Origin of the sequence: Pseudobacter ginsenosidimutans, assembly GCF_007970185.1 — a bacterium.
Classification (GTDB): Bacteria; Bacteroidota; Bacteroidia; order Chitinophagales; family Chitinophagaceae; genus Pseudobacter; species Pseudobacter ginsenosidimutans.
The window spans coordinates 7,670,382-7,684,355 of record NZ_CP042431.1; the positions used below are offsets into that span (position 1 = coordinate 7,670,382).

The following is a 13,974-nucleotide window of genomic DNA, read 5'->3' on the forward strand; positions in this document are numbered from 1 at the left end:
GAGCGTTCTATTCGTTCCACCAAATCATTCAGCATGCTATCATTCTCTATCAGTGGCAGCTATACGGATCTCTATGAACTGAGTATCGGGGAAGTGAATTTTCTCGAAAACCGGCATCAGTCGGCCGTTGCCTTCGATTATTTTTTCAGGAAGATACCTGCCAGAGGCGGTTATGTTGTTTTTGCAGGGCTTACCGACCTGCTGGATATTCTGGAAACGCTTCATTTCACAAAAGAGGATATCGACTGGCTGAGGTGGCAGAAATTCAATTCAACTTTTATCGATCACCTGGTTGATTTCAGGTTCAGGGGAAGGATCTGGTCTGTACCCGAAGGTGAGATCGTGTTCCCGCATTGTCCTATCGTAAGGGTGGAAGGAACCTGGCTGGAGGCGCAGCTGGTGGAGACTCTATTGCTGAACATATTGAATTTCGAATCGCTGATCGCTACCAAGGCTTCGCGCATGCGGTATGTGGCCGGCGATCGTATCCTCAGTGATTTCGGGCTGCGCCGCGCTCAGGGCCCCGGAGGCATACTGGCCAGTAAAGCTGCTGTGATCGGCGGCTTCGGAAGTACCAGCAACGTATATGCGGCACAGTTATATGATATTCCCGCTTCGGGTACTATGGCCCATGCATTCGTGACCGGCTACGAATCCGAACTGGAAGCCTTCCGCGCATTCGCCAGATCCAGACCGGAAGGATGCGTTTTTCTGGTAGATACCTACAACACATTGCAGAGCGGCATTCCCAATGCCATCATCGTGGCAAAGGAAATGGAAAAGCAGGGGCAGAAACTCGTTGCCGTACGGCTGGACAGTGGAGACCTCGCCTATCTTTCCCGCAAAACAAGGGCCATGCTGGATGAAGCAGGATTACAATATGTGAAGATCGTGGCCAGCAATCAGCTGGATGAGCATGTGATCAAAAGTCTGCTGGAACAACAGGCGCCCATCGATATTTTCGGTGTAGGCACCAGCCTTGTAACAGGTGCGCCCGATGGTGCACTGGATGGCGTATACAAACTCGCGGAATCTGATGGCAAGCCACGTATGAAGATCTCCGAGACCCTTCAGAAAGCAACCCTGCCCGGCACCAAACAGGTACTCCGCATGATTGATGACCAGGGACATTTCTTTGGAGCAGACGCCATCGTTTTGCAGGGTGAAGAACATGTTTCAGTGATCCATCATCCCTTCGAGCCCGGAAAATCCCTGCAGGTGACCGGTTTCAAACAGGAGCCATTATTGAAAGTGGTGATGGAAAATGGAAAACGCATTGCCCCATCTCCCGGGCTGACAGCCATTGCACAATACTCAAAAGAAAGACTGGCATTGCTGCCAGCCGAGTATAAAAGATTTGAATATCCTCATATTTACAAAACCAGTATCAGTCAGCAATTGATGGACCTTCGCAATGGCTTGATCGCCTCACATAAAATGTAATTCGCTACAAATTCTCCAGGATCGGAACAAAGAAGGAAAAGGTTAGTCCACGCGGCTGGTTCTTTTCTATCCGGATATTTTGCTGGTAGATCCTCTCGATACGGATGGCTGTATTCTTCAGCCCCACGCCATTACCGCAAAGAAGTTTTTCAGGGTCACCTTCAAAGGGAACTGCGTCATCACTAACGCTGATCAACATGTGCGTATCCATCCTGCGGCATACAATGCTGATCGTTCCTCCTTTCACTGAAGGCCCGATGCCGTGGACAATGGCGTTCTCCACCAGTGGCTGCAGCAACATGGGAGCGATCATTACATCCTGGATATTTTCATCCGGGATCCTTACAGAGAGGCGATTGCCGAATCGCTCCTGTTCCAGTTGAAGATAGTTCCGGATAAAACTCAGTTCATCCTTCAATGGCACCATTTCTTCTTTTGTGGAACGAAGAGCATAACGGAAAGTGTCTGCCAGGCGCGCTATCAGCTCACGGGTAGCTTCATGCTGGGGCGGCACCGTTGCACTGATACGGTTGAGGGTATTGAAGAGAAAATGCGGCTCTATCTGCGCTTTGAGCATCTTGATCTCGTTTTCCATGGCTTTCTGGTGCAGTTCCCTTCGACGGTACGCATGGTGGTGCAGATAATTGCGCCACAATTGAATGCCGCCGAACACCAGCAGGAACATCAATACCGTGAGCGCCAGCAAACCAGCTATGCTACCGGCATCCTGCTGAAACAGTTCAGTCCTTTTCATCCACCATATCAGTAAAATAAACCAACAGGTGACAGGAATCAGGATAAAAACCACATGGATTATATTCCGAATGGTAGTTTTTTTGTCGTTCAAATGGCCGAAATTCAGTTTCCGGACAGGTATTTGGAGTTGTGCGATCATAGCTAAACAAATCGGAACAAAACTATTCAGTCCGGTAGGTTAATTTTGCAGCACAACTACCGGAAATTATAATTGAGTAGTACTACTCAGAATGTTCGCGAGCCGTTATAAAATAAATCTGTAATGAAGTTTATCACCGTTAAAGCGCTGGACGATCATCCCGCAATATTGAACGGGTTGCGCATGATCCTGTCTGATTTTCCGGACATCCGAATGCAGGGCACTTATACTGATGGCAACCAGTTGATGGAAGCCCTGGAACAGGAACAACCTGATATTCTCTTTCTCGATATACAGCTGATCGGCACCGATGGCATCACCATCTGCAAACGCGTGCAGGGCAACTGGCCCTCCATCCGCGTGATCGTTTTCACCAACTGCGAAGAGAAACATTATGTACGCAATATGTTGCAGAACGGCGCGATGGGCTACCTGCTCAAAACGGCTGATGGTAATACCATCCGCACCGCCATCGATACAGTAATGGAGGGAGAACAATACATACACGAAGAACTGAAAGAGCAACTCTTTCAGCAAATACTCACCAACCGCAAGCCCAGCAGGTATACTCCCGGCCTCACCAAAAGGGAAAAAGAGATACTGCAACTGATTGCGCAGGGGCTCAGGAACCAGGAGATTGCCGATAAACTATCGCTGAGTGTGCGCACAATCGAGAACCATCGTTTCAATCTCATTCAAAAACTGCAGGTGAACAATGCTGCTGCGCTTATCCGAAAAGCCATCGACATGGGACTAGCCTGATAAGGTTTTGCTGCGGCAACTGCTGGTTCACCATCAAAAAAGCAACCGAGCTTCATAACAATTTTTCTGTATTTTACTGCTGCATGAGCAGTAATAAAAAAACCATGGCGCTGATCAGCATCCTGGTGGTAGTATTGATCTGGGGCAGCGCCTTCACTGTTTCAAAAGTTGGGGTATCTGAACTGCCTCCCCTCTTCATGGCTTTATTGCGGAATGCAGTAGCTACATTGGTGCTGCTGCCCTTCTATCTTTCCGTCCGGAAAAAGGCAGCCAGGCAGGATCCCGGGCCATTGCCAAAAGGGAAGATCATTTTGCTGGGGCTTACTGGTGTTACATTTTTTTATTCTTTCTTCAATATCTCACTCACCTATACCGGCGCAGCCATGGGATCGCTGATCCAGGGCATTATGCCATTGGTGATAGTTGTGCCTGCCGCTGTTTATCTGAAGGAAAAGATCACGGCCAGGGTAATTGCAGGTATCCTGATCTCCGTTACAGGAGTAGTGATGGTAGGCTTTATCGGTCAGCATGATCAGAATAACAGCCTGCTCGGAAATTTCCTCATGGCCGGTTCCGTTTGTTGCTGGGCTGCCTATACTTTGATTTCGCGAAGCCTTAACCAATTCCACCCTGTACCGCTCACGTTCTTCGTAACACTAACAGGCACCCTTATGCTCATTCCATTTGCACTCGTTGAAGGATGGGGCAAACCTTTACCTGCAATCTCTTCCAATGGGTGGATGGCAGTTCTCTATTTGGGTATCCTGAGCTCTGCTATCAGTTATATGCTCTATAATCAATCGCTTCAAACCCTCACGGCTGCACAGGCAGGTAATTTTCTGAACCTCGATCCGGTGATCGGATCGGTAATTGCGCTCATCTTCCTGAATGAATCATTCAGTACATTGCAGTATGCAGGCGGAGCCCTTGTATTGCTCGGCGTTTGGCTAAGCAGCGGTTCGGGCACAGAACAACATCAATAAAAAGCTTTTACATGAAACCAGTATTCAACGGAGGTGTGAACATCGCCATCAAAATTCCGAAACAGAAATATGAAGCCACTGTGGCATTTTACAGGGATACACTCGGACTTGAAGTAACAGAAAAACCGATCACCAATCCCACCGTTTCACGCACACATGAAGTGAAGTTCGGACCGAATATCGTTTGGCTGGATTGCGTGGACAATTATACGCATTCAGAAACCTGGATGGAGCTCAAAACAAATGATGTGGAAGCAGCCACTGCACACCTGGCCTCAAGAGGCACTCATACCTGTGATGAACTGGAGGAGATCCCTTCAAATACCCACTGGATCATGGACCCGGCCGGTACAGTTTTTATTCTCAGCCAATGATCACTTGTACATTTTTCCATAAAACTTGACTTTTGTTAGCTAATCTGCACAAGAGCTGATGCAACTTATTCTTCAGGCAACTAATTAATATCTTCATAACCTGTAGAACAATTGCTCACCTCAATACTGGATAATGATCAAGGCAGTCAAAAACGACAGGCAGGTAGTGACGGAGATCCTGGCAGCATCATTCAGCAATAACCGCAGTGTGAACTACGTGATCCCGCAGAATGAAAAGAAGATGGAACGCATCCGGAAACTGATGGCTTATTCCTTCGATGTTTGTTTTGCATTTGGAGATGTATATCTTTCCGATTGCCGAAAGGCTTGCGCACTGGTGCTTTATCCAGACCGCAAACGGGTGACCTGGCAAAGCATCTGGTGGGACCTCAAACTGGCTGCCACTGTTTTTGGTCTGAGCCGCACGGCCAAAGTTTTATCAAGAGAACAACTAATCAAAAAACATCATCCCTCCGATAATATGTTCTACCTCTGGTTCATCGGCGTAGACACCAGTCATCAGCGAACAGGTATTGGTAAACAACTGTTGCAGGAACTGCTGCAGAAAAGCAAAGGGATGCAAAGGCCCGTGTACCTTGAAACCAGCACACCGGAAAATGTGCCCTGGTACCAGCGCGCAGGCTTTGAAGTATATGCGGAGGAAGAGCTCAGTTACCGCTTGTTCTTCCTCAGAAAATTATTATAGTTCAGCAACAGCAGCAGCAACGGTTTGTGGATTTGCATTGTCAGACAGCAGAACTGAAATTGCACACCCGAAAAAAACTGTACTTTATGCGAGCACTCATGCTGCTGTTGGCTTTTGTTTCATTCTTATCCTGTAGCAAGAAAAATAAAGACGGCGAAGGCCGGGGCTGCGCCGAAACACCTTACATCGCTCCACAGGCTTACTCATTTCCTGCCTGGCACCCCAATGGTCAGATCTTCGTATTCAACTATGTTCCCATCTCAGGCATTGAAATGTCTCCCTGCAGAGGCCCCATGTACAAGTTCAAGAGCGATTCTGTTGGATTTTACAGCCTGAATAAAGACCGGACAGGATTAACGAGAATAATGGAAAGGGTCTTCCGCAATGCAACCTGGAGCCCTGATGGCAGCAAACTCGCATACCAGGAAGGTTCCAGGATCTTTATGATCCCATTCACTGGTTCCGGTTTCGATACAGCAGCCCGGAAACTGGTGGTACAGGACTATTCCATGTCTCCTTATTCATTCTTCAATGCCAGCAGCGACTCGATCTATTTTCGATCATCACCGGTGGGCGCCAGCAATCAAAGCACATTATACAAAGTTGCGCTTGATGGCACGGAAAAATCCAGGATCAAGACCGCCGAGTTTTATGATATTTCATTCGGCTCTGACAAAAGATTTTACTATCTCATCGCCAACAGAGAGATCTGGTCGATGGATCAAAATGGACAGGATGAGAAGAAAGAAGTGGCCGTGGAAACTAACAATAGCGAACAACGCCGCAATCCACAGTACTACGATGGACATATCTATTTTATCAGCGGCAGTAAACTCATGCGCTCAGGCAGTAATGTTCCGGTTGTTGACAACTATGTAATGGATTTTGCCGTTTCGCGCCAGGGCGAGATCCTGTACAGCCAGTTCCAGTACCAGGTTTCTGAATCCAACAAACAAAATGGTGTATTGTGGATCATGAATGCAGACGGCAGCAACAAACGCCAGCTGACCTTCAATAACTTTTAATAAAAGCAGGCCTCAGCCATCATTCCCAAAACGGGTGGCCCGCCGCCGCCCGATCTGAGGATTAATTGACTACATTAGCAGTCAAATCGGGTGAACATGAATGATGGCCTCAAAGTATTGATCACTGGCGCTTCCGGAATGGTAGGCGAAGGCGTGTTGCTTGAGTGCCTGCAACATCCATCGGTAGCTGAAATACTGGTGATCACCAGGCGAACTACCGGTATACAACACCCGAAACTTACGGAGATCATTCACAAAGACTTCTTTAACCTGTTTTCTCTCCGCGATCAACTTAAGGGGATCGATGCCTGTTATTTTTGTCTGGGCATCTCTTCTGTAGGTATTTCCGCCGATGCCTACTATCGTACTACCTATACACTCACGATGCATATGGCTGAACTTTTGGTGCAGGCCAGCCCGCAGGCAGTTTTCTGTTATGTGTCCGGTGCAGGTACAGATAGCTCGGAACATGGCCGGATCCGTTGGGCCCGTGTAAAAGGACAAACGGAAAATCATTTGATGAAACTGCCTTTCAAGGCCGTGTACGCTTTCCGGCCGGCTTTCATGAAACCTTCCCCAGGACAGAAGAATGTAAAATCCATTTACAAATTCATCAGCTGGCTCTACCCCATTGGCAGGAAATTATCGCCCAATAGTTACTGCACTTTGCGGGAAGTGGGATTGGCCATGATCAATATCACACTCCATGGTTACTCAAAAAAAGTGATCACTGGCCGCGATATCATTGCGCTCGCCGCCAAATGATGATCATTTATTCCTGAAAGCAGCATAACAGCTCAACAGGAACTTAACACCAGCCGATTGATATTCTTTGGTGAAAACAGTGAAGTGATCCCCGGGAAAATAACCGTATTCAAATCCTGTATCGAGATCTTTGGTTTCCTTTTCCAGTAAATGCACGGCCTGGTTCAACATGAAATTATCCTGCTCACCGGTAGAGATCCTGACCTTTCCCCGCAGATCTTCCTTCACTTTACTCCAGTTATTTTTCAGGAACTGGCAAATATCATATTGTTGCCAGTGATTCACCGTCACCGGATCGATCTCACCTGTTGCGGCATTCACTAGCGGTCTCGGGCTGCCATCTGCATTTCGCTGACTGAACACAGCATTGAAAGATTGCATTTGTTCGCCCCGGTTCATCACATGCTCCATCCGGATCATCTGCTTCATACTGATCCAGGGAAAACGACCAGCCACTGTGGCAATCCAACGAAGCGAAGAATCTTTTCCATAGTACAGGTTCTTCTCATTATATATATCAACGCCTGAGAAATTCCTGAAATCCACCGGATCGGGAGCACTGGACCAGGTGCCTGCAAACACAGACGGATACTGGGTTTGCAGCCAGAGTACAGTCCAGCCGCCACTGCTGTGCCCCATCAGGACCCTTCCTCCGTCACAACGGAATTCCGCTTCCACAGCAGGGATCAGCTCTTTCACCATCGCATCGCCCCAGGGGCCATTGTTGGCGCTGTTGGCATATACAGAATGGCCGGTTGGACAATTACCATCCAGCACCACTCTGATGAATGGAACAGTATCCATAAAACTCTCGGGACTCTTGTATCCGGACATACGTCTGTAGTCGCCACCAAATCCTGAAACATAATAGAGCACCGGGAATTTCCGGTCAGGCTCTTTGAGGTAAGCTGCTGGCAGCATCACGGCTACGTTCAGGCTTACCGGCCTCTTGTGAAAATCTGACAATAATTTAGACTCCACTTTCAGCTCTTTGGAATAATCTGTTTCAACAAAAGCTTTTTCTTTCACTACTTCAGTGCAGGAAAGCGAGAAAAAAGCATCTGTCTTTTTGGTGAAGTTGAATTTGGATGGCTTATTGTAATAGTTGCCGATGGTTTCTGCAACCAGGTGATCTCCCGTATTCTTATCCCACACCGCCTGTGCATAATATTCTCCACGTTCCAGGTCAGATAATTTTACAGGATAACTCACGGCGGCATCATTGAACACCACGGCTTGTCCGGGTTTCACACCTTTCACACTGATGCGGTACAATGGAAATGCAGTCAGACCAACATACCCGGATTTCGGTTCTTTATTTTCTTTGGAGAGATAGAGGAAAACATTCCCACTGAATTTTTCAGCAGCATTACCAGTATAAATCACTTTGATCTGCTGAGCAGATACAGAAAGAAGACAACTCCCTCCCAGCAAAGCAACACTTAATAGTAGCGTATTCTTCATGATCATTGATTTAAAATGATGAAAGTGAAATTACGCCCCTAATCACAAATGAACAAGGGCGCACCTTGAAAGTGTGCGCCCTTCACCAAAAATGAACTATACGCTATTAAAAACTGCCGCTAGTTCCTGCTGAAATTGATACTGCTGAGGCGGAAGCCGCCTTCCTCCACGTAAAGGCGCAGTTGTTGCTTACCTTCTGACAGGTAAATATTGCCCGCGTGCACTTCCACCCACTCCCCTGCTTTACCTGCCATCGAAACCGGAAAAGACTTTGCCACGGTATTGCCATTCAGCAACAGCGAAGCTTTGGCGCCTTTTTTTTCTGAGCCTGCCAGCAAACGGATAGTATAATTCCCGGCCTTCTCCACCTGCAATGTGTACTGCAGCCATTCTCCCTTTTCCGTATTACTGACAAAAACATTGTTCTTCCCTTTCTCGATATCTACACCATCATTCCTGTAAGTGTATCCCCGGTTACCCACGCTGTTCTTTCCGGTAGACACCCTGTAGTTGGCAGTGTCCATATCAAAATAGGCATGACCATTCGAACCAATATCATAATCGGCCGCCAATATCTCCGCATGGCCATTGATGATATTCGCTGCAAAAGGAATGGTGGCATTGGAATGTGGTTGCCTGATCATCGCATCCACCACATCCCTGTGAATGATATTATTATTGAACCGTGCAGCTGTAGCCAGTTGCTGCAATGCTTTCCAGGCTGTTGCAGCATTGGGTTGCTGTTTGGTTTTTCCATTCCAATAATTGAGTAATTGCTCGTATTCCGCACTGGAAGGGATCTCCAGCGGATTGTTGATACCGATCTTTTTCAGAGGCCACCAGGCCCAGCCGATATTGTGTTGTTCCAGCAAACGGATAGCCTCGGTGAACCAAACATTGGAATTCTCTCCCGTTTCACCCAGCCATACAGGCACCTGGTATTGGTCTCTTGTCTGAAGGATATGTTTGATGGCTTCATCATTGTTGTAATTCCAGTATTTGTGAAAGCTCAGTACCATGTTCTTGTCCCAGGGTGGTAGCATGCCATTGTAATTATTTCCCCAGCCATTGCCTTCAATGATTATGATATGATTGGTATCAACTTCGCGGATCGCTTTTGTGATATCCACCAGCAATTCTTTCAGTGGACCATTCCCATTTTCCTGTAATCCATTTTTATCGTTTGGATCTTCGAATCCCCAGTTGGGTTCATTGATCACATCGTAGGCGGCGATCATCGGTTCATTCACATAACGCATTGCCAGCTCTTTCCAGAGGGCGATGGTTTTGTCGCGGTTGGCTTTCAGGTCCCATAGTGAGGGTTTGGTATCATCGCGGTCTGAAATATTGAGATCGTTGCCCTGTCCGCCGGGAGCGGCATGCAGGTCGAGGATGAGCCAGAGCTGATTGTCTTTACACCATTGCAGCAGGCTGTCCGTCATGGCAAATCCTTTGGTCAGCCATGTATTCTTTCCGGCAACAGGTTCCTTCTCAACAGGCAGGGTGTAAAGATCATAATGCATCGGAAGGCGGACGCTGTTGAATCCCCAGGCCTTCATCGCTTCAATGTCTTCCCTTGTGGTATGATTGCTGAGCCAGGCTTCATAAAAGGCATTGGTCTTTTCTTCTCCAACCAGTTTTTGGATGCGCTCGCGGATCTTGTGTTGTTGTCCTTTTTCATTGATGCGAAGCATATAACCTTCCTGCAACATCCATCCGCCAAGGCCGATGCCGCGCAGCAATACATTTTCTCCGCGATCGTCCAGAATACGCGTACCGGATGTTTTCAGAAATCCCTGTGCTTTTGAGGAGCAGGCAAATCCGAAAAAAACGCTGACTAAAATAACTAACCGGAGAAATAACCAAGAGTTCTTCATATGCTGATTGTGTGTTTCATCTGGCTCAAGTGACAGGGGGAATAAGGTTCTCCAATTGTACTCCAAATTACTGGTCCCGGTACGCTTATAAGAATTTCCAACTACGCCATTATTACTACAGCTTTTTATTATGCATTGATTTTCAATAATCCACTTTTACACCGGCACTACTTCAATTTATTTTTTGTATATTTTAGTACAAACGATTGCTCCATGTGTAGACTGCTTATGGCGCTCGCCCTCCTTATCCCCTGCCGGTCCTTTGCCCAAAACACCATCGGTTTCCCGGATATTCTCAATTATACCAAACAGGAATATCAGGGAGGGGGGCAAAACTGGGACGCCACCACGGACCAACGGGGGATCATGTACTTCGCCAACACGGAAGGACTGCTGGCTTTTGACGGCCATTACTGGAAAGTATATCCCATTCCCAACAATACAAGACTGAGATCTGTACTGGCCACTGCAGACGGCCGCATTTATGTGGGCGCGCAGGACGAGTTCGGCTATTTCTATCCCGGCGCCAATGGTATCCTTCAATACCATTCTTTCAAACCGCTGCTGCCGCCTGATATGAAACAAATGGCTGATGTATGGGATATAGAAGAATACGATAATGCCATCTGGTTCAGAACAAACAATATGCTGTTCGAACTCAGGAATAATACCTTCAAAACGCATGCAGCCCCTGCGGAATGGCGGAAAATGTATAAGACCGATAAAGGATTATATATTCAGGACTACAATGCCGGCCTGATCCAGTTCGAAAATGGAAAATGGAAAACGATCTGCGGAGACAGTGCATTGAAAAAAATGCTGGTGACTTCGCTGCATATCCATCCGGACGGAAAATTGATGATCGCCACGCTGAAGGATGGCCTCTTCCTCATCGATAAAGGACACCTGATCCCCTGGCAAACTGAAGCCGACAGTATCTTCCATTCCGGCAGGATCTTCTGTTCCATCGTGCTCTCAGACCAGGAACTGGCCGTGGGCACCACTTCCAACGGCTGCTTCGTCATCAGCCGGCAAAATGGCCGCATCATCCAGCGCTTCAGTATGGAGCAGGGCATGCAGAACAATAACGTACTGCAGCTTTTCGCAGACAAACGAAAGAATATCTGGGTGGCGCTCGATAACGGCATCGACCTGATCCGTTACAACACTTTCGTGAAACAGATCTACCCGCATAACAAAGACCAGCTCACCAGCTATGCTGCACAGGTATTCCATAATAAACTCTATATCGGTACCAGCGATGGCGTATATGCCACCACGTTGGACGGCTCTACGGATTTCAGTGCATCGCGCAGCAGTTTCAGCCTGGTGCCCAATACGAAAGGACAGGTATGGAGTTTTTCAGTAAGCGATGATCAACTCCTGCTCGGCCACCACGAAGGCGTGTTCCTGATCAAAGAAAATATTACACAGCCACTGATCCGCGACCAGGGCATCTGGCTCTACCGGCAATACGCATCCTCCGGCAATACCAAAGATCTCCTGATCGGTGGTTACAGCGGGCTTTACAAAATGATGCAGACCGGCAGTGAATTCACGCAGCCCAAACATATCAAAGGGCTCCAGGAATCCATGCGCTTCATCACCATCGACCGCGATAATACAATCTGGTGCTCGCATCCCTATCGCGGCATCTATCGCATCCGGCTCATGGGCGATTCCCTGGAATACTCATTGCTCTCTGCCAAAGATGGCCTGCCCGCCGATTGTGAGAACTACGTGTTCTTCATTCGCAACCGTGTTGTAGTAGCCACCCAGCACGGATTGTACGAGTTCAATGCCAGCACCAGCCGCTTCCAGCAATCAGCCCTTCTCTTCGATATCTTTGGAGACATTCCCATACAGTTCCTCCGCGAAGATGCTTATGGCAATATCTGGTTCGTATCTCAGAAAGTGCCCGCCATTGTGGATTTTCACAAACCAACCAATTCGCAGCCTTACTCCGTGGTGTATTTCCCGGAACTGAAACACAGTATCGTCAATGGCTTTGAATTCATTTATCCTTACGATGAAGAAAATGTATTCTTTGCGGCAGAGAAAGCGCTCTATCATATCAATTACAAAAAATACCTGCGCCTGTCTTCTGTTCCCAGCGTTACGATCGGGAGAGTGAAAACCATCGGCAAGAACGATAGTCTTATCTTCGGCGGCTATTTCACCGGAAAGGATGGTCCGGCCACTCAACAGAGCAAGGACCAGATCATTTGCCTGCCAAACAAATACAACAATTTCCGGTTTGAATTCGCGTCCCCATCCTATGATCAGGGGAGCAATATCGAATACAGTTACCGGCTCAACGGATTCGACAAGGAATGGAGCAACTGGAATCCCAAACCGGAAAAGGAATATACGAACCTGTCTCATGGCACTTACACTTTTGTTGTGAAGTCGAGAGACAACCTGGGCAATGAATCTGCGCCGGTTGAGTATTCCTTCATCATCTGGCCTGCATGGTACCAGACCTGGATCGCGAAGACAGTATATGTTGTGCTGTTCTTGATTTTCCTGTACCTGCTCTACAAAAGACAAAAAAGCAAATTCGCCAACCAGCAGATCAAACATAAGAAAGAACAGGAGCACCTGATCTCACTGCATCAACTGGAACTGGAAAGGAATGAAAAGGAATTGATGCAGGTGCAAAATGAAAAACTGGAATCCGATGTGATGTTCAAGAACAGGGAGCTGGCCACTGTTACAATGCACCTGGTGGAAAGAGGGAAAGTATTATCGGAGATCAAGGAGAAACTGGTACAGGCCATTACAAAACATGATCCCCCACTCAATATCGGCAATTTCAGAAAAGTGATGCGATTGCTTGAGGAAGCGGAGAACAAAGATGAGGACTGGGAACATTTTGCCCGGCATTTCGATGAAGTGCACAGCAATTATCTGAACTCTGTGAAGAAACATTTTCCATCACTCACCACCACTGACCTGAAATTGTGCGCTTATCTGCATATCAACCTCACGTCAAAGGAGATCGCACAACTGATGGGCATTTCCGTGAGAGGCGTGGAAACCAGCCGCTACCGCCTGCGAAGAAAGCTCAATATCCCCGGAGAAACATCGCTCAACAGCTTTTTGCTGGAAGCCATTGCGGCAGATCAGCATAGTAACGGGAATGGACATATGAACGGGAATGGAAATGGCAACGGTATTGCAGTAAGGAACGGATCAGAACAGGAGGCATCCTGATCCGTTCACTCAATCCTATATTCCAGCTTTGGCAGCATAGGTTCCTTTGAATTGAAGTAAGGCCATCAGTGCTACCCAGGCAGCAACTGCAATGATCAATACGATCCCGATGGTGGAAACAGTTCCCGCCAGCAGGAAGGCCGCAACGATACTGCCCAGCACCCAGAGCAGATCAAGGCTGGTGACCAGCATTACAGATCTCAGGCTGATGGGTTTGCGGGTGGCAACATACAATACAAACGCGGCAAACAAAACCAGGAATACACCTGCTTCAACAAAGTACACAGTATCGCTGACGCCAAAGATACCTGCAGCCATTCCCGGAAAGAGGGCCAGGAGTAATCCGGTTGCTCCGGAACTGATCGCATTTACCAACAGGGTTGTTTTTAATGGTGACATATGTTTTAATTTTCAACAAAGCTACTCCGCCGTATGCGCCATGCGGGAGTCTTTACCCGCCAGTA

The 13,974-nt window shown here is 47.6% G+C and carries 12 protein-coding genes; 8 read left to right on the forward strand and 4 right to left on the reverse strand.

Annotation, left to right across the window (positions count from 1 at the left end; translation table 11 throughout):
* Positions 1 to 33 precede the first annotated feature (33 nt).
* A complete protein-coding gene (locus tag FSB84_RS30090; RefSeq protein ID WP_130543666.1) occupies positions 34 to 1,443 on the forward strand; it encodes a nicotinate phosphoribosyltransferase in 1,410 nt (469 codons plus the stop codon).
* A 4-nt stretch (positions 1,444 to 1,447) separates the two neighbouring features.
* On the opposite strand, the gene FSB84_RS30095 is transcribed toward FSB84_RS30090, so the two are convergent.
* Positions 1,448 to 2,197: a sensor histidine kinase gene (locus FSB84_RS30095; RefSeq protein WP_158644184.1), complete on the reverse strand. Its 750-nt coding sequence runs from the start codon at positions 2,195 to 2,197 to the stop codon at positions 1,448 to 1,450.
* A 264-nt stretch (positions 2,198 to 2,461) separates the two neighbouring features.
* Between FSB84_RS30095 and FSB84_RS30100 the strand changes: the two genes are divergently transcribed.
* The 6 genes from FSB84_RS30100 (at position 2,462) to FSB84_RS30125 (ending at position 6,953) form a co-directional block, all read left to right on the forward strand.
* Positions 2,462 to 3,100 carry a response regulator gene (locus FSB84_RS30100; protein ID WP_130543664.1) on the forward strand — a complete coding sequence of 213 codons (639 nt, stop codon included), beginning with the start codon at positions 2,462 to 2,464 and terminating at the stop codon, positions 3,098 to 3,100.
* 83 nt (positions 3,101 to 3,183) lie between these two features.
* Positions 3,184 to 4,083 carry a DMT family transporter gene (locus tag FSB84_RS30105; protein WP_130543663.1) on the forward strand — a complete coding sequence of 300 codons (900 nt, stop codon included), beginning with the start codon at positions 3,184 to 3,186 and terminating at the stop codon, positions 4,081 to 4,083.
* 11 nt (positions 4,084 to 4,094) lie between these two features.
* Positions 4,095 to 4,457 (forward strand): VOC family protein, encoded by a 363-nt coding sequence (locus tag FSB84_RS30110; RefSeq protein ID WP_130543662.1) that lies wholly within the window; start codon positions 4,095 to 4,097, stop codon positions 4,455 to 4,457.
* 133 nt (positions 4,458 to 4,590) lie between these two features.
* A complete protein-coding gene (locus FSB84_RS30115) occupies positions 4,591 to 5,163 on the forward strand; it encodes a GNAT family N-acetyltransferase (RefSeq protein WP_130543661.1) in 573 nt (190 codons plus the stop codon).
* A gap of 86 nt (positions 5,164 to 5,249) precedes the next feature.
* A complete protein-coding gene (locus tag FSB84_RS30120) occupies positions 5,250 to 6,188 on the forward strand; it encodes a DUF5050 domain-containing protein (protein ID WP_130543660.1) in 939 nt (312 codons plus the stop codon).
* A 96-nt stretch (positions 6,189 to 6,284) separates the two neighbouring features.
* The gene (locus tag FSB84_RS30125) at positions 6,285 to 6,953 is read left to right on the forward strand and encodes an NAD-dependent epimerase/dehydratase family protein (protein WP_130543659.1); all 669 of its coding nucleotides are present in this window, start codon (positions 6,285 to 6,287) and stop codon (positions 6,951 to 6,953) included.
* 3 nt (positions 6,954 to 6,956) lie between these two features.
* On the opposite strand, the gene FSB84_RS30130 is transcribed toward FSB84_RS30125, so the two are convergent.
* Both FSB84_RS30130 and FSB84_RS30135 read right to left on the reverse strand, forming a co-directional pair.
* Positions 6,957 to 8,417 (reverse strand): alpha/beta hydrolase-fold protein, encoded by a 1,461-nt coding sequence (locus FSB84_RS30130; RefSeq protein WP_130543658.1) that lies wholly within the window; start codon positions 8,415 to 8,417, stop codon positions 6,957 to 6,959.
* A 119-nt stretch (positions 8,418 to 8,536) separates the two neighbouring features.
* Entirely contained in the window at positions 8,537 to 10,294 is a 1,758-nt protein-coding gene (locus tag FSB84_RS30135) for a cellulase family glycosylhydrolase (RefSeq protein ID WP_130543657.1), read from the reverse strand.
* A gap of 213 nt (positions 10,295 to 10,507) precedes the next feature.
* Here FSB84_RS30135 and FSB84_RS30140 point away from each other — a divergent pair, with 213 nt between their 5' ends.
* On the forward strand, positions 10,508 to 13,510 hold the full coding sequence (locus tag FSB84_RS30140; RefSeq protein ID WP_130543656.1) for a triple tyrosine motif-containing protein: 3,003 nt from the start codon (positions 10,508 to 10,510) through the stop codon (positions 13,508 to 13,510).
* A 15-nt stretch (positions 13,511 to 13,525) separates the two neighbouring features.
* Here FSB84_RS30140 and FSB84_RS30145 read toward each other — a convergent pair whose 3' ends face one another.
* The gene (locus tag FSB84_RS30145; protein ID WP_130543655.1) at positions 13,526 to 13,909 is read right to left on the reverse strand and encodes a hypothetical protein; all 384 of its coding nucleotides are present in this window, start codon (positions 13,907 to 13,909) and stop codon (positions 13,526 to 13,528) included.
* Between the last annotated feature and the right edge of the window lie 65 nt (positions 13,910 to 13,974).

Excerpts from the sequence above, each read along its gene's own strand:
- FSB84_RS30090 (WP_130543666.1), top strand. The coding sequence starts at position 34 with ATGCTATCATTCTCTATCAGTGGCAGCTATACGGATCTCTATGAACTG.
- FSB84_RS30095 (WP_158644184.1), bottom strand. The coding sequence starts at position 2,197 with ATGAAAAGGACTGAACTGTTTCAGCAGGATGCCGGTAGCATAGCTGGT.
- FSB84_RS30100 (WP_130543664.1), top strand. The coding sequence starts at position 2,462 with ATGAAGTTTATCACCGTTAAAGCGCTGGACGATCATCCCGCAATATTG.
- FSB84_RS30105 (WP_130543663.1), top strand. The coding sequence starts at position 3,184 with ATGAGCAGTAATAAAAAAACCATGGCGCTGATCAGCATCCTGGTGGTA.
- FSB84_RS30110 (WP_130543662.1), top strand. The coding sequence starts at position 4,095 with ATGAAACCAGTATTCAACGGAGGTGTGAACATCGCCATCAAAATTCCG.
- FSB84_RS30115 (WP_130543661.1), top strand. The coding sequence starts at position 4,591 with ATGATCAAGGCAGTCAAAAACGACAGGCAGGTAGTGACGGAGATCCTG.
- FSB84_RS30120 (WP_130543660.1), top strand. The coding sequence starts at position 5,250 with ATGCGAGCACTCATGCTGCTGTTGGCTTTTGTTTCATTCTTATCCTGT.
- FSB84_RS30125 (WP_130543659.1), top strand. The coding sequence starts at position 6,285 with ATGAATGATGGCCTCAAAGTATTGATCACTGGCGCTTCCGGAATGGTA.
- FSB84_RS30130 (WP_130543658.1), bottom strand. The coding sequence starts at position 8,417 with ATGAAGAATACGCTACTATTAAGTGTTGCTTTGCTGGGAGGGAGTTGT.
- FSB84_RS30135 (WP_130543657.1), bottom strand. The coding sequence starts at position 10,294 with ATGAAGAACTCTTGGTTATTTCTCCGGTTAGTTATTTTAGTCAGCGTT.
- FSB84_RS30140 (WP_130543656.1), top strand. The coding sequence starts at position 10,508 with ATGTGTAGACTGCTTATGGCGCTCGCCCTCCTTATCCCCTGCCGGTCC.
- FSB84_RS30145 (WP_130543655.1), bottom strand. The coding sequence starts at position 13,909 with ATGTCACCATTAAAAACAACCCTGTTGGTAAATGCGATCAGTTCCGGA.